14 protein-coding genes and 1 tRNA gene are annotated in these 18,347 nt (G+C 67.6%); 2 read left to right on the top strand and 13 right to left on the bottom strand.

Annotation, left to right across the window (positions count from 1 at the left end; all coding sequences use genetic code 11):
* The 10 genes from ACWCP2_RS28955 to ACWCP2_RS28910 form a co-directional block, all read right to left on the bottom strand.
* On the bottom strand, positions 1-3,955 hold a 3,955-nt coding region (locus ACWCP2_RS28955; RefSeq protein ID WP_450911509.1), incomplete at its 3' end, for a DNA-directed RNA polymerase subunit beta'.
* Between the two features lie 97 nt (positions 3,956-4,052).
* Positions 4,053-7,535, bottom strand: coding sequence for a DNA-directed RNA polymerase subunit beta (gene rpoB / locus ACWCP2_RS28950; RefSeq protein ID WP_450911508.1), 3,483 nt, complete (start codon positions 7,533-7,535; stop codon positions 4,053-4,055).
* Positions 7,536-8,123: 588 nt separating this feature from the next.
* Positions 8,124-8,504, bottom strand: a complete 381-nt coding sequence (gene rplL, locus ACWCP2_RS28945; RefSeq protein WP_330298069.1) for a 50S ribosomal protein L7/L12 — start codon at positions 8,502-8,504, stop codon at positions 8,124-8,126.
* A 110-nt stretch (positions 8,505-8,614) separates the two neighbouring features.
* A complete protein-coding gene (gene rplJ, locus ACWCP2_RS28940; RefSeq protein WP_215023401.1) occupies positions 8,615-9,145 on the bottom strand; it encodes a 50S ribosomal protein L10 in 531 nt (176 codons plus the stop codon).
* A 284-nt stretch (positions 9,146-9,429) separates the two neighbouring features.
* Complete coding sequence (locus ACWCP2_RS28935; protein WP_450911507.1) at positions 9,430-10,365, bottom strand: hypothetical protein; 936 nt, start codon at positions 10,363-10,365, stop codon at positions 9,430-9,432.
* A 260-nt stretch (positions 10,366-10,625) separates the two neighbouring features.
* Positions 10,626-11,354, bottom strand: coding sequence for a 50S ribosomal protein L1 (gene rplA, locus ACWCP2_RS28930; RefSeq protein ID WP_266955928.1), 729 nt, complete (start codon positions 11,352-11,354; stop codon positions 10,626-10,628).
* Between the two features lie 86 nt (positions 11,355-11,440).
* A complete protein-coding gene (gene rplK, locus ACWCP2_RS28925; protein ID WP_053682632.1) occupies positions 11,441-11,875 on the bottom strand; it encodes a 50S ribosomal protein L11 in 435 nt (144 codons plus the stop codon).
* A gap of 171 nt (positions 11,876-12,046) precedes the next feature.
* Positions 12,047-13,012: a transcription termination/antitermination protein NusG gene (gene nusG, locus ACWCP2_RS28920; RefSeq protein ID WP_450911506.1), complete on the bottom strand. Its 966-nt coding sequence runs from the start codon at positions 13,010-13,012 to the stop codon at positions 12,047-12,049.
* Positions 13,013-13,096: 84 nt separating this feature from the next.
* A complete protein-coding gene (gene secE, locus ACWCP2_RS28915; RefSeq protein WP_030298162.1) occupies positions 13,097-13,378 on the bottom strand; it encodes a preprotein translocase subunit SecE in 282 nt (93 codons plus the stop codon).
* A gap of 107 nt (positions 13,379-13,485) precedes the next feature.
* A tRNA-Trp gene (locus tag ACWCP2_RS28910) sits at positions 13,486-13,558 on the bottom strand.
* A 191-nt stretch (positions 13,559-13,749) separates the two neighbouring features.
* On the opposite strand from ACWCP2_RS28910, the gene ACWCP2_RS28905 reads away from it, so the two are divergent.
* Both ACWCP2_RS28905 and ACWCP2_RS28900 read left to right on the top strand, forming a co-directional pair.
* Positions 13,750-14,976 carry a pyridoxal phosphate-dependent aminotransferase gene (locus ACWCP2_RS28905; RefSeq protein ID WP_266955932.1) on the top strand — a complete coding sequence of 409 codons (1,227 nt, stop codon included), beginning with the start codon at positions 13,750-13,752 and terminating at the stop codon, positions 14,974-14,976.
* Between the two features lie 250 nt (positions 14,977-15,226).
* Positions 15,227-16,246 carry an adenosine deaminase gene (locus ACWCP2_RS28900; RefSeq protein ID WP_450911505.1) on the top strand — a complete coding sequence of 340 codons (1,020 nt, stop codon included), beginning with the start codon at positions 15,227-15,229 and terminating at the stop codon, positions 16,244-16,246.
* Between the two features lie 23 nt (positions 16,247-16,269).
* Here the strand turns inward: ACWCP2_RS28900 and ACWCP2_RS28895 are convergent, their stop codons facing one another.
* From ACWCP2_RS28895 to ACWCP2_RS28885, 3 genes are all read right to left on the bottom strand, one after another.
* Positions 16,270-16,686 (bottom strand): hypothetical protein, encoded by a 417-nt coding sequence (locus tag ACWCP2_RS28895; RefSeq protein WP_266880597.1) that lies wholly within the window; start codon positions 16,684-16,686, stop codon positions 16,270-16,272.
* Positions 16,687-16,703: 17 nt separating this feature from the next.
* Complete coding sequence (locus tag ACWCP2_RS28890; RefSeq protein WP_450911504.1) at positions 16,704-17,759, bottom strand: UDP-N-acetylmuramate dehydrogenase; 1,056 nt, start codon at positions 17,757-17,759, stop codon at positions 16,704-16,706.
* Positions 17,760-17,838: 79 nt separating this feature from the next.
* On the bottom strand, positions 17,839-18,297 hold the full coding sequence (locus tag ACWCP2_RS28885; protein ID WP_450911503.1) for a DUF3291 domain-containing protein: 459 nt from the start codon (positions 18,295-18,297) through the stop codon (positions 17,839-17,841).
* Positions 18,298-18,347 lie beyond the last annotated feature (50 nt).

Here is an 18,347-nt window from a genome sequence, read left to right as displayed (position 1 = left end):
CCTCGGCGCCCGTCCTGGTGGACGTGGATCTCGCCGGCCAGCGCCCGGAACACCCGCAGGGACTCGGCGGGGTCGGGGCGGATGTGGCGGCCGGGACCGCCTGGCCGGAGCCGGTGCCGAAGGGCGAGTAGTCGATGTCGTCGTAGCCGACGGCCGAGTACATCGCGGCCTTGGCTTCCTCGGTCGGCTCGACCCGGATGTTGCGGTAGCGGGCGAGGCCCGTACCGGCCGGGATGAGCTTACCGATGATGACGTTCTCCTTGAGGCCGATCAGGGAGTCGGACTTGGCGTTGATCGCCGCGTCCGTCAGAACCCTGGTCGTCTCCTGGAAGGACGCCGCCGACAGCCAGGACTCGGTCGCGAGCGAGGCCTTGGTGATACCCATCAGCTGCGGACGGCCGGAGGCGGGGTGACCGCCCTCGGTGACCACACGACGGTTCTCGGTCTCGAACTTCGACCGCTCGACCAGCTCGCCCGGCAGGAGCTCCGCGTCGCCGGACTCGATGATCGTCACGCGGCGCAGCATCTGCCGGATGATGATCTCGATGTGCTTGTCGTGGATCGACACGCCCTGCGAGTTGTAGACCTTCTGGACTTCGCCGACCAGGTGGACCTGGACCGCACGCTGGCCGAGGATGCGCAGCACGTCGTGCGGGTTGGTGGCACCCATGGTCAGCTTCTGGCCGACCTCGACGTGGTCGCCCTCGCCGACGATGACCTTGGCGCGCTTGGAGATCGGGAAGGCCGTCTCCTCGCTGCCGTCGTCGGGCGTGATGACGATCTTCTTCGTCTTCTCGGTCTCCTCGATCCGCACGCGGCCGGCGGCCTCGGAGATCGGGGCGACACCCTTCGGGGTACGGGCCTCGAAGAGCTCGACGACACGCGGCAGACCCTGCGTGATGTCGTCACCGGCCACACCACCGGTGTGGAAGGTACGCATCGTCAGCTGGGTACCGGGCTCACCGATGGACTGGGCGGCGATGATGCCGACCGCCTCACCGATGTCGACCAGCTTGCCGGTGGCGAGCGAGCGTCCGTAGCAGAAGGCACAGGTGCCGACCGCGGACTCACAGGTCAGGACCGAGCGGGTCTTGACCTCCTCGACGCCGTTGGCGACCAGGGCGTCGATGAGGACGTCACCGAGGTCGACGTTGGCCGGCGCGATGACCTTGCCGTCGATGACGACGTCCTCGGCCAGCATGCGGGCGTAGATCGAGGTCTCGACGTCGTCGGCCTTGCGCAGCACGCCGTCCTCGCCGCGAACGGCGATCTTCAGCTTCAGGCCGCGCTCGGTGCCGCAGTCCTCCTCGCGGATGATGACGTCCTGCGAGACGTCCACCAGACGACGGGTGAGGTAACCCGAGTCGGCGGTACGCAGGGCGGTGTCCGCCAGACCCTTACGGGCACCGTGCGTGGAGATGAAGTACTCCAGAACGGTGAGGCCCTCACGGAAGGACGCCTTGATCGGACGCGGGATGGTCTCGTTCTTCGCGTTCGACACCAGACCACGCATACCGGCGATCTGTCGCATCTGCATCATGTTTCCTCGGGCACCCGAGTCAACCATCATGAAGATGGGGTTCGTCTTGGGGAAGTTCGCGTTCATCGCCTCGGCAACCTCGTTGGTCGCCTTGGTCCAGATCGCGATGAGCTCCTGCGTGCGCTCGTCCTTGGTGATCAGACCGCGCTCGTACTGCTTCTGGACCTTCTCGTCCAGCTCCTCGTAGCCCTTGACGATGGCCTTCTTGGCCTCGGGCACGACGACGTCGGAGATGGCCACGGTGACGCCCGAACGGGTCGCCCAGTGGAAGCCGGCCGCCTTCAGGTTGTCGAGCGTCGCCGCCACGATCACCTTGGGGTAGCGCTCCGCCAGGTCGTTGACGATCTCGGAGAGCTGCTTCTTGCCCACCGAGTAGTCGACGAACGGGTAGTCCTCGGGAAGCAGCTCGTTGAAGAGCGCGCGGCCCAGGGTCGTCCGCAGACGGAAGCTGTCGCCCGGCTGGAACTCCTGCTCGCCCTCTTCGGCGATCGGGGCCACCCAGCCGCGCGGCGGGATGGTGCCCACCGGGAAGCGGATGTCCACGGCCGACTGGAGAGCCAGCTCGCCGCCGTCGAACGCCATGGTCGCCTCGGCGGTCGAGCCGAACGCACGGCCCTCGCCCTTGACGTCACGGAGCTCGCCGTCGGTGGTGAGGAAGAACAGACCCAGCACCATGTCCTGGGTCGGCATGGTGACGGGACGACCGTCGGCCGGCTTCAGGATGTTGTTCGAGGACAGCATCAGGATGCGGGCCTCGGCCTGCGCCTCTGCCGAAAGCGGCAGGTGCACGGCCATCTGGTCACCGTCGAAGTCCGCGTTGAACGCGGTGCAGACGAGCGGGTGGATCTGGATGGCCTTGCCTTCGACCAGCTGGGGCTCGAAGGCCTGGATGCCGAGGCGGTGCAGCGTGGGCGCACGGTTCAGCAGAACCGGGTGCTCGGCGATGACCTCTTCGAGCACGTCGTAGACGACCGTGCGGCCGCGCTCGACCATGCGCTTCGCCGACTTGATGTTCTGCGCGTGGTTCAGGTCGACCAGGCGCTTCATCACGAACGGCTTGAAGAGCTCCAGCGCCATGGCCTTCGGCAGACCGCACTGGTGCAGCTTCAGCTGGGGGCCGACGACGATCACGGAACGCGCGGAGTAGTCCACGCGCTTGCCGAGGAGGTTCTGACGGAATCGACCCTGCTTGCCCTTGAGCATGTCGCTCAGGGACTTCAGCGGGCGGTTACCGGGACCGGTGACCGGACGACCACGACGACCGTTGTCGAAGAGGGCGTCGACGGCCTCCTGAAGCATGCGCTTCTCGTTGTTCACGATGATCTCGGGGGCACCGAGGTCGAGGAGGCGCTTCAGACGGTTGTTGCGGTTGATCACGCGGCGGTACAGGTCGTTCAGGTCGGAGGTCGCGAAGCGGCCACCGTCCAGCTGCACCATCGGACGCAGGTCCGGCGGGATCACCGGCACGCAGTCCAGAACCATGCCCTTGGGCTTGTTGCTGGTCTGCAGGAACGCGGAGACGACCTTGAGGCGCTTGAGCGCACGGGTCTTCTTCTGGCCCTTGCCGGTACGGATGATCTCGCGGAGGCGCTCGGCCTCTTCGTCGAGGTCGAAGGACTCCAGACGCTTCTGGAGCGCCGCGGCGCCCATGCAGCCGTCGAAGTACGTACCGAAGCGGTCGCGCAGCTCGCGGTAGAGCAGCTCGTCACCTTCGAGGTCCTGGACCTTGAGGTTCTTGAAGCGGGCCCACACCTCGTCGAGGCGGTCGATCTCGCGCTGGGCGCGGTCACGGAGCTGCTTCATCTCGCGCTCGGCACCTTCGCGCACCTTGCGGCGTACGTCGGCCTTCGCGCCCTCGGCCTCGAGCTCGGCCAGGTCGGTCTCGAGCTTCTTCGCGCGGCCTTCGAGGTCCGAGTCGCGCCGGTTCTCGATCTGCTGGCGCTCGACGGAGACGTGCGCCTCCAGGGACGGGAGGTCGCGGGTGCGGCGCTCGTCGTCCACGAACGTGATCATGTACGCGGCGAAGTAGATGACCTTCTCGAGGTCCTTCGGCGCGAGGTCCAGCAGGTAGCCAAGACGCGACGGAACGCCCTTGAAGTACCAGATGTGGGTGACGGGAGCGGCAAGCTCGATGTGGCCCATCCGCTCGCGGCGCACCTTGGCGCGCGTGACTTCGACGCCACAGCGCTCACAGATGATGCCCTTGAAGCGGACACGCTTGTACTTACCGCAGTAGCACTCCCAGTCCCGGGTCGGACCGAAGATCTTCTCGCAGAAGAGTCCGTCCTTCTCGGGCTTGAGGGTGCGGTAGTTGATGGTCTCCGGCTTCTTGACCTCGCCGTGGGACCAGGTTCGGATGTCGTCCGCGGTGGCAAGGCCGATCCGCAGCTCGTCGAAGAAGTTGACGTCGAGCACTGTGCGTCAATCCCTCTTTCGGGGTCGAGTCTCAATCATGGTCTGAACGGTCCCGGGGATGACGGGGGGCTCTTGAGCGAGCCCCCCGCCAGGCCCGTCAGACCTCTTCGACGCTGCTCGGCTCACGCCGGGACAGGTCGATACCGAGCTCCTCCGCCGCGCGGAAGACGTCCTCGTCGGTGTCGCGCATCTCGATGGACATGCCGTCCGAGGACAGCACCTCCACGTTGAGGCAGAGCGACTGCATTTCCTTGATGAGCACCTTGAAGGACTCGGGAATGCCCGGCTCGGGGATGTTCTCGCCCTTGACGATGGCCTCGTAGACCTTCACGCGGCCGGTCACGTCATCGGACTTGATGGTCAGGAGCTCCTGGAGGGCGTAAGCGGCGCCATAAGCCTCGAGCGCCCACACCTCCATCTCACCGAAGCGCTGGCCACCGAACTGCGCCTTACCACCCAGCGGCTGCTGCGTGATCATCGAGTACGGACCGGTCGACCGGGCGTGGAGCTTGTCGTCGACCAGGTGGTGGAGCTTCAGGATGTACATGTAGCCGACCGAGACCGGCTCCGGGAACGGCTCGCCGGAGCGGCCGTCGAACAGACGCGCCTTGCCGGACGGGAGGACCAGGCGGTCGCCGTCGCGGTTCGGGATGGTGTGCTCGAACAGGCCGGAGATCTCGTCCTCGCGGGCACCGTCGAACACCGGGGTGGCGACGTTGGTGCCGGGCTCGACGCGGTCGGCGCCGATGGCCTTCAGTCGCTCGGCCCACTCCTCCGCGAGGCCGGAGACGTCCCAGCCGCGGCTGGCGAGCCAGCCGAGGTGGATCTCCAGGACCTGTCCCGGGTTCATTCGGGACGGGACACCCAGCGGGTTCAGGATGATGTCGACCGGCGTGCCGTCCTCAAGGAAGGGCATGTCCTCGATCGGAAGGATCTTGGAGATGACACCCTTGTTGCCGTGGCGGCCGGCGAGCTTGTCACCGTCGGTGATCTTGCGCTTCTGGGCGACGTAGACGCGGACCAGCTGGTTCACGCCCGGGGGAAGCTCGTCGCCCTCCTCGCGGTCGAAGACGCGGACACCGATGACCTTGCCGATCTCACCGTGAGGAACCTTGAGCGAGGTGTCACGCACCTCGCGGGCCTTCTCACCGAAGATCGCGCGGAGCAGGCGCTCTTCCGGGGTCAGCTCGGTCTCGCCCTTGGGCGTGACCTTTCCGACCAGGATGTCGCCGGCGACGACGTCCGCACCGATGCGGATGATGCCGCGCTCGTCGAGGTCCGCCAGGACCTCCTCGGAGACGTTCGGGATGTCCCGGGTGATCTCCTCGGGGCCCAGCTTGGTGTCACGGGCGTCGACCTCGTGCTCCTCGATGTGGATCGAGGAGAGGACGTCGTCCTGTACGAGGCGCTGCGACAGGATGATCGCGTCCTCGTAGTTGTGACCTTCCCAGGGCATGAACGCGACGAGCAGGTTCTTGCCGAGGGCCATTTCGCCCTCTTCGGTCGCGGGACCGTCGGCGAGGACCTGGGACTCGATGATCCGGTCACCCTCGTTGACGATGACCTTCTGGTTGACCGAGGTGCCCTGGTTCGAGCGGGAGAACTTGGCGACGCGGTACGTGGTGTACGTGCCGTCGTCGTTGGCGACGGTGATGTAGTCGGCCGAGACCTCCTGGACGACACCGTCCTTCTCCGCACGGATCGAGTCACCGGCGTCGACCGCACAGCGGTACTCCATGCCGGTGCCGACGAGCGGCGCCTCCGCCTTGATGAGCGGAACGGCCTGGCGCATCATGTTCGCGCCCATGAGGGCACGGTTGGCGTCGTCGTGCTCCAGGAAGGGGATCATCGCGGTGGCGACGGACACCATCTGGCGCGGGGAGACGTCCATGTAGTCGACGTCGTCGCCGGCGATGTAGTCGATCTCGCCGCCACGACGGCGAACCAGTACGCGGTTCTCCGTGAAGCGCATGTCGTCGGACAGGCCGGCGTTGGCCTGGGCGATGACGAAGCGGTCTTCCTCGTCGGCCGTCAGGTAGTCGACGTCGTCGGTGACGACACCGTCGATGACCTTGCGGTACGGGGTCTCGACGAAACCGAACGCGTTGACGCGGCCGTAGGACGCGAGCGAGCCGATCAGACCGATGTTCGGGCCTTCAGGGGTCTCGATCGGGCACATGCGGCCGTAGTGCGACGGGTGAACGTCTCGGACCTCGAAGCCGGCCCGCTCACGGGACAGACCACCGGGACCAAGCGCCGACAGACGGCGCTTGTGGGTGAGACCCGACAGCGGGTTGTTCTGGTCCATGAACTGCGACAGCTGGCTGGTGCCGAAGAACTCCTTGATGGAGGCGACGACCGGCCGGATGTTGATCAGGGTCTGCGGCGTGATCGCCTCGACGTCCTGGGTCGTCATCCGCTCGCGGACGACGCGCTCCATACGAGCCAGACCCGTACGGACCTGGTTCTGGATGAGCTCGCCGACGTTGCGCAGACGACGGTTGCCGAAGTGGTCGATGTCGTCGGTCTCGACGACGATCGAACGACCCGACTCACCGACGGTCTCGGTCTCACCGGCGTGCAGCTTGACCAGGTACTTGATGGTCGCGATGACGTCGTCGGTGGTGAGCACGCCGGCGTCCAGCGGCTCATCGGCGCCGAGCTTCTTGTTCACCTTGTAGCGGCCGACCTTGGCGAGGTCGTAGCGCTTCGGGTTGAAGTAGAGGTTCTCGAGCAGCGTCTGAGCGGCCTCGCGGGTCGGCGGTTCGCCCGGACGCAGCTTGCGGTAGATGTCGAGCAGCGCGTCGTCCTGGCCCTGGGTGTGGTCCTTCTCCAGGGTGGCGCGCATGGACTCGTACTCGCCGAACTCCTCGAGGATCTGCTCGGTGGTCCAGCCGAGAGCCTTCAGGAGGACGGTGACGGACTGCTTGCGCTTGCGGTCGATGCGAACACCGACCATGTCGCGCTTGTCGATCTCCATCTCGAGCCAGGCACCCCGGGACGGGATGATCTTGGCGGCGAAGATGTCCTTGTCGGACGTCTTGTCGATGGAGGAGTCGAAGTAGACACCGGGGGAACGGACGAGCTGCGACACGACGACACGCTCGGTGCCGTTGATGACGAAGGTGCCCTTGTTGGTCATGAGCGGGAAATCGCCCATGAAGACCGTCTGAGACTTGATCTCTCCGGTCTCGTTGTTCGTGAACTCGGCAGTGACGAAAAGCGGCGCCGCGTACGTGAAGTCGCGGTCCTTGCACTCGTCGACCGAGTTCTTCGCCGGCTCGAAACGGTGGTCGCGGAACGTCAGCGACATCGACCCGGAGAAGTCCTCGATCGGCGAGATCTCCTCGAAGATCTCTTCCAGACCGGACTTGGTGGGAACGTCCTGTCCGCTCTCAAGCGCCGACTCGACGCGAGACTTCCAGGCGGCGTTGCCGAGCAGCCAGTCAAAGCTCTCGGTCTGCAGCGCCAGGAGGTTCGGAACCTCGAGGGGCTCCTTGATCTTTGCAAAGGAGATGCGCAGCGGGGCGGTGCTGGCACCGTTGTTCGTATTGGTCGAGGCGTTGCGCGAGGCGGCCAAGAGGGGGTCCTTCCGAGGGCTCGGACTCACTACGCGCGTACCGGTCCCAGCTGACACAGAAGACAAGCGCCCCCCATCTGGTCAAAAGGACCAGCTCAGGGCCGTTCAATCAAGTGTGCTCATGCGTGGGCATGCCCCTGGCGACGGGCAGGGGGCAGCTAACAGGCAGCGCAAAGGGTCAGTGTAGCCACTAGGCTCACTGATGTCCAGACCAGGTTTCCGGAAACCGGCAACAGGCCTTCCCCATGTCGTTGAAACAACCGTGCGTCCCGCCCGGCTCGCATACAGAGCGCGTAGCAGTACTGCCCTCTTCGTAGTCGATCCATGCCCGATACGGACCCGATCCATGCCTCGGATCTCGGATCGGGCCTGCCGATCTCACGACGGATCTGAGAATTGCGCGCCGCGTCCCGTTCGTCAAGGCCCCCTGCTCCGAGCGGATCATCGAAGGACCCTGCCGCAGAGCAACGAAGATCACCCTACTCCCCAACGAGACAGGGGCAAGTCAGGCACTCCGGGTACGCCAAAGGGCGACCACCCTTACGGGTGATCGCCCCTTGAAAGGGTCCCAGAAGGGGCCCAGAGGTGTTACTTGACGGTCACAGACGCGCCGGCAGCCTTGAGGGACTCGGCAGCCTTGTCAGCGGCCTCCTTGGCGACCTTCTCGAGGATCGGCTTCGGAGCGCCGTCGACGAGGTCCTTGGCCTCCTTGAGGCCCAGGGAGGTGAGCTCGCGCACGACCTTGATGACCTGGATCTTCTTGTCGCCAGCGCCCTCGAGGATGACGTCGAACTCGTCCTGCTCCTCGGCGGCCTCAGCGGCAACCGGGGCACCCGGACCGGCAACGGCGACGGCCGCGGCGGCGGTGACGTCGAACTTCTCCTCGAACGCCTTCACGAACTCGGAGAGCTCGATGAGGGTGAGCTCCTCGAACTGAGCGAGCAGGTCTTCCTGGCTGAGCTTCGCCATGATGGGCGATCCTTCCACTAAATCGGCAGGTGCCGGATGTATATAGAGGCGGGCGTAACGGCCCGCTTTGACCCACGCACTAGGCGGCGTGGATCAGTGCGCGAGCCGAATTACTCGGCACCGCCCTGCTCGGCGAGCTTGACGCGAAGCGCTTCCGCAGTGCGGACGAACTTCGACGGCAGCGCCTGGAAGAGCGAGGCAGCCTGAGACTGCTTGCCCTTGAACGCGCCGGCCAGCTTGCTGAGCAGAACCTCGCGGGACTCGAGGTCCGCAAGCTTCTTGATCTCATCGGCGGTGAGCGCCTTACCATCAAGGACACCCGCCTTGATGATGAGGTTCGGGTTTTCCTTGGCGAAGTCACGCAGGCTCTTCGCCGACTCCACCGGGTCACCGGTGATGAAGGCGACCGCGGTGGGACCAGCGAAGTGCTCGTCCAGCGCGGTGATCCCGGCCTGGTTGGCCGCAATCTTGGTCAGCGTGTTCTTCACCACGGCGTACTGGGCGTTCTCACCGAGAGAGCGACGCAGCGTCTTGAGCTGCGCGACGGTGAGACCCCGGTACTCGGTCAGCACGGCGGCGTTCGAGTCGCGGAACTGGTCCGTGAGCTCGGCTACCGCGGCAGCCTTGTTGGGCGTCGGCATAGTGCGTCGGCCTCCTTCCGGGTGATGAGGACCGCTCAGAAGGGGCATAAACACGAAACGCCCCGGCGCAGGCGCCAGGGCGTAGCTCAACCGGAACGGATTCCGGGAACTTTCCTTGAACACCTGCGCAGGACGTCCGCGGTTAGCGGATCCTTCGGCCACCGCCCCCTTGCGGGCACGGCAACGACCAGCGGTCTTTGGCTTCTCCGGAAGAGTACGTGAACGTTCGCCGGTCAGGCAAATCGGTCAGCGGGGGCCCGTGAAGGCCCGCCGGGTCAGGCGGGTCAGGCGCCGGAGCCCGCCCCGCCCATCTGCTTGAGCATCGCGAAGAGGTCGAAGGTCTCGCCGTCGGCCGGGGTCTGCACGGTGGCCGCCGCGCCGTAGTCCGAGTAGTAGGCGTCCAGGTCCAGCTTGCCGCCGGTCATCTCCATGGAGACGCTCATGCGGACCGGGTAGCCCTCCTTGTTGACCCACAGGTTCGTGTCGTAGCCCTTGAGGCCGGCCTTCCTGACGTTCTCGACCAGCGCCGCGCGGTCGGCCTCGGAGAGCAGCTTGGTGGACTCGTTGGCGGCGAGCATCTCCTCGAAGCTCAGCGTGCCCTGGTAGTGCTCCGCGGCCGCGCCCTCGACCTGCTCGGTACCGACGTGCTTGAGGTTCTTCGAGTCGAGCAGCAGCGCGATCTGCTGGGCCGGGTCCTGGTTCATGTTGCCCAGGCCGCCGAGGCCGGCGGGGCTCCCGCCCCCGGCCTGCGCGGCGGCGTTCAGGTCCAGCTTCATCCAGCGCTTGCCGTCCAGCTGGGCGGCGTTCGCGGTGCCCATGTCCATGTACATGACGTTGTTCGCGACCACCATGCGGATGGCCTCGGGGACCTCCCCGCCCCCGGCGCCGGCCAGCTCCTTGAACATGGAGCCCTTCATGGTGATGTCCATGACGGCCGGGTCCCACCCCTGGACCCCGGAGAGCTCCACCGTGCCGCCGCCGGTCTTGCTGTCGGCCGGCATCTTCATCGTCATGCGGACCTTGGCCGACTTCGCCGCCGCCGTCTTCTTGTAGGCGGCCTGGACGGCCTCGGCGGGGCTCTGCTGCGCCGCGGCCGGGGACTTCGCCGCGGGCTCGTCGGCGGCCTTCGTGGAGCCGTCCTGACATCCCGCGACGCCGACCATGACGGTCACCGCGGCCACCGAGACACCGGCTCGCGTCCATACGGACTTCTTCTTCATTTCCCCACCCCTTGGTCCTGCACGTCTTGGTCCTGCACGTCTGTGCTGCGCTTGGCATTGCACTCGGGAACCGCCTGCCCACAAGCAGGCAGTCCACTCTGAACCACGCCTGGATCGCCTGTCGAGCGGGTTAGGGCGCGAGCGGGCCGTGCCCACCGACCAAAAAATCCGGGCCCCCCGCCCCCCGGAAAGGGGGCGAAGGGCCCGGATTCGGCCGTTCAGCGAGCCGTGAGGCTCAGAGCCCTGGGGCTCGGGGCTGATCAGACAGCAGCCGGGTCTTCCTCGACGAGGAGGTTCCGGGTGCGGTTCTGGTCCAGCAGGATGCCGGGGCCCATGGTGGTGCTGAGGGCGGCCTTCTTGATGTAGCGGCCCTTCGCGGCGGACGGCTTCAGACGAAGGATCTCGTCCAGCGCCGCGCCGTAGTTCTCGACCAGCTGCTCATCGGAGAAGGAGACCTTGCCGATGATGAAGTGCAGGTTCGAGTGCTTGTCGACGCGGAACTCGATCTTGCCACCCTTGATCTCGGTGACAGCCTTCGCGACGTCCATCGTGACGGTGCCGGTCTTCGGGTTCGGCATCAGGCCACGGGGACCGAGCACGCGGCCGAGGCGGCCGACCTTGCCCATGAGGTCCGGCGTGGCGACAACGGCGTCGAACTCGTTGAGGCGGTTGCCCTTGGCGATCTCGTTGATGAGCTCGTCGTCGCCGACAATGTCGGCGCCGGCGGCTTCCGCGGCCGCAGCACGGTCACCGGTCGCGAAGACCAGGACCCGGGCGGTCTTGCCGGTGCCGTGCGGGAGGTTCACGGTGCCGCGGACCATCTGGTCGGCCTTGCGCGGGTCTACACCCAGGCGGAAGGCGACCTCGACGGTGCCGTCGAACTTCGTGGTGGAGGTCTCCTTGGCGAGACGGACGGCCTCGAGCGGGGCGTACTGCTTCTCCCGGTCGACCTTGGCGTCCGCAGCGCGGAGAGTCTTGCTGCGCTTCACTTCTGCTCCTGTGTTGTGGCTTCAGGTGTGGAGTCGTGGTGCGGACCAGCGCTTGGCCCTACCACTGTGGTGCTGGGGTGGCTGAATCAGCCTTCGACCGTGATGCCCATCGAACGCGCGGTGCCGGCGATGATCTTCTCGGCCGCGTCGATGTCGTTGGCGTTCAGGTCGGGCATCTTGAGCGTGGCGATCTCACGGACCTGGTCACGCGTGAGCTTCGCGACCTTCGTCTTGTGCGGCTCGCCAGAGCCCTTCTCCACGCCGGCGCTCTTCAGGATGAGGCGCGCGGCCGGCGGCGTCTTGGTGATGAAGGTGAAGGAGCGGTCGTCGTAGACCGTGATCTCCACCGGCACGACCATGCCACGCTGCGACTCGGTCGCGGCGTTGTAGGCCTTGCAGAACTCCATGATGTTGACGCCGTGCTGACCGAGCGCGGGGCCGACCGGCGGAGCCGGGTTGGCCGCACCGGCCTTGATCTGGAGCTTGATAAGCCCCGTGATCTTCTTCTTCTTGGGAGGCATTGCTCTCTCCGGGTCCTAGTGAGAGTTTTCGCCGCCAATCCGGTCATCCGGATGGAGGCATACCGCACCACGATAACGGGTATCGGTGCGAGGCTGAAAACCGAGCAGGTCAGACCGCCCGCAAGGGGGCAATCTGACCTGTCCGGAAGCTCGTGCCAGAAGGGCTGTGGATCAGTTCTTCTGGATCTGGTCGAAGCTGAGCTCGACCGGGGTCTCGCGGCCGAAGATCTCGACGAGACCCTTGACCTTCTTCGAGTCCGGGTTGATCTCGTTGATGGTCGCCTGCAGCGTCGCGAACGGGCCGTCGGTGACGGTGACCGAGTCGCCGACCTCGAAGTCGAGGACCTCGATGGCGCGCTTGACGGCGGGAGCCGGCAGACCGGCCTCTTCCGCTGCCAGCTTGGCGGCCTTCTCCTGCAGCTCCGGGGCGAGCATCTTGACGATCTCGTCCAGGGTCAGCGGGTACGGGTCGTACGCGTTGCCCACGAAGCCGGTGACACCCGGGGTGTTGCGGACGACGCCCCAGGACTCGTTCGTCAGATCCATGCGGACGAGAACGTAACCGGGCAGCTTGTTCTGCCGGACGTTCTTGCGCTCGCCGTTCTTGATCTGGACGATCTCTTCCTCGGGCACCTCGGCCTGGTAGATGAAGTCCTCGACGTTGAGCGAGACGGCGCGCTGCTCCAGGTTGGCCTTCACGCGCTTCTCGTAGCCGGCGTACGTGTGGATGACGTACCACTCGCCGGGCAGGAGGCGCAGCTCTTCGCGCAGGGCCTGGATGGGGTCGACGGGCTCGGCGGGCTCGGCGTCGGCGGCCTCGACGGCCTCCGCGTCGTCCTCGTCGTCGGAGGCGTCTTCGTCAGCGGCGTCTTCGTCGGAGACCTCGGCGGAGGCCTCTTCGTCGTCGTCCTCGTCGTCGGACTCGTCGTCGGCCTCTTCGGCCTCCGCGTCGTCCTCGGCCTCGGCGTCGACCTCACCCTCGACGTGCAGCGCGGCCTCTTCGGCGGCGACACCCGCCTCGGCGTCGGCGAGCTCGGCCTCGTCGGGGTCCACAGCGTCTGCAGCCTCGACGATGTCGAGCGCGTCCTCGACGGACTCGACGGAGTCGGGGCTCGCGTTCAGGTTCGGGTCAGACACGGTGGCTGCTTCTTCCTGGATACAAAAGGTGGTCGAACATGCGAAAACGGGCGGCACCCATCAAGGCGCCGCCCTCCGCGGGGATCAGCCGAAGACGAACTTGATGGCTTCCTGGAACCCATAGTCAATCACGGTCACCAGACCGATCATGATGACGACGAAGACAATCACCACAGTGGTGTACGTCGTCAGCTGGTTGCGAGTGGGCCAAACAACCTTGCGGAGTTCCGCGACGATCTGGCGGTAGAACAGCGCGAGCCGACCCAGAGGGCCCTTCTTGCCGCGCTTGCCGCCCTTGCGGGCCTTCTTCTCGCGAGTGTCATCCTCGGCGTCAGGCATGTCGATGGAGCCCAGGGCGTCCGTCACGTCTCTCACCTGAATCCGGGTCGTGGCCGTAGCCGCGCCCGGTTGCGCCGCACGGCACTGCATCTAAGTACGTACCTGCGCACACACGTCCGAGAAGGAGTGTGGAGCAGGGCCGGAGGGACTCGAACCCCCAACCGCTGGTTTTGGAGACCAGTGCTCTACCAATTGAGCTACGACCCTTTGCGTGTCCCAACCTACCGCATCCAGACGAGTGCACGGTGTGCTCACGCTCTGCAGCGTTCGGCGAGGGCCAACGACGGTTGAGTGTACGTGGTCCGGGCCCTGACGTCGAACAGCACCGTCCGGAGAGCTTCCGTCCGGTAACTGAAACGGAGTGCGGCGCTCGATTCGCGTCTGGGACGATTGGCCGCATGACCTCTGAAACGCCTTCCGCCGAGCGCCGCGTATCCGCCCGTATCGGTGCCATCTCCGAGTCCGCCACCCTCGCCGTCGACGCCAAGGCCAAGGCCCTCAAGGCCGCCGGGCGTCCGGTGATCGGTTTCGGCGCGGGTGAGCCCGACTTCCCGACCCCGGACTACATCGTCGACGCCGCGGTCGAGGCCTGCCGCAACCCCAAGTACCACCGCTACACGCCGGCCGGCGGTCTGCCCGAGCTGAAGGCCGCCATCGCCGCGAAGACGCTGCGCGACTCCGGCTACGAGGTCGACGCGTCCCAGGTGCTGGTGACCAACGGCGGCAAGCAGGCGATCTACGAGGCGTTCGCGGCCATCCTGGACCCGGGTGACGAGGTCATCGTCCCGGCCCCGTACTGGACCACGTACCCCGAGTCGATCCGTCTCGCCGGCGGTGTCCCGGTCGAGGTCGTCGCCGACGAGACCACCGGTTACCGGGTCTCCGTCGAGCAGCTCGAAGCGGCGCGCACCGAGCGCACGAAGGTCGTCCTCTTCGTCTCCCCGTCGAACCCGACCGGCGCCGTCTACTCCGAGGCCGACGCCGAGGCGATCGGCCGCTGGGCCGTCGAGAAGGGCCTGTGGGTCCTGACCGACGAGATCTACGAGCACCTGGTCTACGGCGACGCGAAGTTCGTCTCCCTCCCGGCGATCGTTCCCGAGCTGGCCGACAAGTGCATCATCGTCAACGGCGTCGCCAAGACGTACGCCATGACGGGCTGGCGCGTGGGCTGGGTCATCGGCCCGAAGGACGTGGTCAAGGCCGCGACCAACCTCCAGTCGCACGCCACCTCCAACGTCTCCAACGTGGCGCAGGTCGCGGCGCTCGCCGCCGTCTCCGGCAACCTGGACGCCGTCCACGAGATGCGCACCGCCTTCGACCGCCGCCGCCAGACGATGGTGCGGATGCTGAACGAGATCGACGGCGTCTTCTGCCCGACGCCCGAGGGTGCCTTCTACGTCTACCCGGCGGTCAAGGACGTGCTCGGCAAGGAGATCCGCGGCAAGCGCCCGCAGACCTCCGTCGAGCTCGCGGCCCTGATCCTGGACGAGGCCGAGGTCGCGGTCGTCCCCGGCGAGGCCTTCGGCACCCCCGGCTACCTGCGCCTCTCCTACGCCCTGGGCGACGAGGACCTGGTCGAGGGCGTCTCCCGCATCCAGAAGCTCCTGGCGGAGGCGAAGGCCTAGAGCGGCCCGCAACCAGGCCTGAGCGGCGGCTCCCCCGGCATGGGGAGCCGCCGCTCAGGCATATCCAGCCCCTCCGGCGTTTGAGGAGCGGGGGTCCGGGGCGGAGCCCCGGGGAACGGGCGAAGGGCGGGTAGGGGACAACCCCGCGCAGCAGCACCCTGGCCCCGTCCACCCCGGATTTGCGTTCGGGCAAGGTCCCGTTCAGGGAATCGGGCTGCCGATCGGGTGACAAGTACGGCAGGATCAACAAATGGAGCACGTACGAGACCTCACGCTTCTGCCCAAGGCCCACCTCCACCTGCACTTCACCGGCTCGATGCGCCCGTCGACCCTGCTGGAGCTCGCCGACAAGTACGGCGTCCGTCTCCCGGACGCCCTCACCTCCGGCGAGCCACCAAAGCTCCGCGCCACGGACGAACGCGGCTGGTTCCGCTTCCAGCGGCTCTACGACGCCGCCCGCTCCTGCCTCCGCGAGCCCGACGACATCCGCCGCCTGGTCCGCGAGGCCGCGGAGGAGGACGTGCGCGACGGCAGCGGCTGGCTGGAGATCCAGGTGGATCCCACCTCCTACGCCCCCCTCCTCGGCGGGATGATCCCGGCCGTCGAGATCATCCTCGACGCCGTGGACGCCGCCTCCCGCGAGACCGGTCTCGGCATGCGCGTCGTCATCGCCGCCAACCGCATGAAGCACCCCCTGGACGCCCGCACCCTGGCCCGGCTCGCCGTCCGCTACGCCGACCGCGGCATCGTCGGCTTCGGCCTCTCCAACGACGAGCGCCGCGGCATGGCCCGCGATTTCGACCGGGCCTTCGCCATCGCCCGCGAGGGCGGACTGCTCGCGGCCCCGCACGGCGGGGAGCTCACCGGTCCGTCCTCCGTCCGCGACTGCCTCGACGATCTGCACGCCGCCCGGATCGGGCACGGCGTCCGCGCCGCCGAGGATCCCCGCCTGCTCAAACGGCTCGCCGACCGGCAGATCACCTGCGAGGTCTGCCCCGCGTCCAACGTGGCCCTCGGGGTGTACCAGCGCCCCGAGGACGTCCCGCTGCGCACCCTCTTCGAGGCCGGGGTCCCGATGGCCCTGGGCGCGGACGACCCGCTGCTCTTCGGGTCCCGGCTCGCGGCCCAGTACGAGATCGCCCGCGAGCACCACGCCTTCACGGACGCGGAGCTCGCGGAGCTGGCCCGCCAGTCGGTGCGCGGCAGCGCGGCGCCCTCCGACGTGCAGGAGAAACTGCTGGCCGGGATCGACCACTGGATCACCACGTAGCGCCCCGGCGGGGCCGCGGTGCCTCAGCGCGTGAGCCGCAGGTCGCCCTCGTGGCAGTCGGCGCGCACGCGCGCGCCGTCCGGGAAGCCGATCTCCAGGTGCGTGCGCCCCTGCGCGGGCAGCGCGAACTCGGCGACCGATTCCACGGTGTCGCCGAGGTGGCGCAGGAAGGGGTGGTCCCCGAGGTCCTCACCGACCTCGATGCGGCCCCACTCCCCCATGTCGTAGGGCTCGTGCGGCGTCTCGGATTCCACGATCAGGCAGGCGTCGGACCCGGTGGTGATCCGGGTGGACTCCCCGTCGCTGTCGAAGAGCCAGACGTCGAGGGGCGCCTCGGAGCGTTCGCCGTCGCTGATGTGCCAGGACGCGACGACCCTTCGGATCGTGCGTCCCACCAGCCGGGTGGGGTCCGTACCGGCCCCGTGCAGGGGACAGAGCATGGGCGGGCCGGGGCTCCTCAGATGCTGACGCCGACCGTCACCGGCTCGTTGACCAGGGTGACGCCGAAGGCCGCGTGGACTCCCGCTACCACCTCGCGGGCCAGGGCCAGGAGGTCTTCGGTGGTGGCCTCGCCCCGGTTGGTGAGGGCGAGGGTGTGCTTGGTGGAGATGCGGGCGGGGCCGTCGCCGTAGCCCTTGGTGAAGCCGGCCTTGTCGATCAGCCAGGCCGCGCTGGTCTTCGTACGGCCCTCGCCGGCCGGGTACGCGGGCGGGGCGGCCTCGGGGCCGAGCCGTTCCTGGGCGCGCTCGAGGAAGGCGGCGTACGCCTCGTCGCCGAGGATCGGGTTGTGGAAGAAGGAGCCGGCGGACCAGGTGTCGTGGTCGGCGGGGTCGAGGACCATGCCCTTGCCGGCGCGCAGCCGCAGGACGGTCTCCCGTGCCTGCGCCGCGGGTACCCGGTCGCCCGCCTCGACGCCGAGGGCGCGGGCCGTCTCGGGGTACTTGACCGGCGCGGACAGCCCGCCCGCGTCTTCCAGGGCGAAGCGGACGCGCAGGACGACGTACCGCTCCGGCTGGTGCTTGAAGAGGCTGTCGCGGTACGAGAACGCGCACTCGGCGGCCGACAGCGTGACCGTCTCCCCGCGCGTGCGGTCGTAGGCGACGACCTCGGTGATCGTGTCGCAGACCTCCTGGCCGTACGCCCCGACGTTCTGGATCGGGGTGGCGCCGGCCGAGCCGGGGATCCCGGCGAGGCATTCGATCCCCGCGAGCCCGGCCTCGACCACGCGGGCGACGGCCTCGCTCCAGTTCTCGCCGGCCGCGAGCTCCAGCCGGGTCCCGTCGAGGGCGAACCCGGTGGTGGCGATCCGCAGGGCGGTGCCGTCGAAGCCCTGGTCGCCGATGACCAGGTTGCTGCCGCCTCCGATGACCAGGAGCGGGGTGCCGCTCTCGTCCGCGGCGCGCACGGCGGCGACGACCTCGGCGTCGGTGGTCGCGGTGACCAGCCGGGCGGCGGGGCCGCCGAGCCGGAAGGTGGTCAGCGGGGCGAGGGGGGCGTCGTGGAGTTCCTGCACGTGGACAAGAGTACGGTCCGCGTCCCCCCGAGCAGGCGGGGCCACGGACCGTGTGCGTGCGGCAGGGCCGTACGGGGCGTCAAGGGCCCGCCTCAGCCGCCCCCTCCTTCTTCTCTTCCTTCTCCTTCTCCTTCTCCTTCTCCTTCTCCTTCTCCGCCTCGGCGAGCCGGCGCTCCGCCTCGGCCCAGCTGATCGGGAGGGCGCTCGCCGGGAGGGTCCAGAAGACGAACCCGGCCTCCTTGATGTAGGCGGCGGCCGCCCGGGAGCTGGAGCGGTGCGGTTCGCTGCCCGCGAACCGGTAGAGCGCGCCCCGGTCCTCCCAGGCGGACAGGGTCAGGAAGGTGCGGCTCAGGAGCCGGGCCCGCAGGGCGACCCCGTGGGCGCCGGGGGCCTTGCGCGTCTGGAGGACGATGCCGGGCGACTTGAGGAAGAACCGCAGTGCTCCGGTCAGGCTCGTGGTCTCGAAGCGGGAGGCCATGACGTAGACCTCGGCGTCCGGGGCGGGCCGGGTGGGCGTGGACCAGGGGATATCGGGCATGACGGGCCCTTACTCGCTCGAGACGTGTCGTACGGAACTTCGTGCCGCAC

It is taken from the genome of Streptomyces sp. NPDC002104, assembly GCF_053593795.1.
This window is presented reverse-complemented; position numbering and strand designations above follow the sequence as displayed.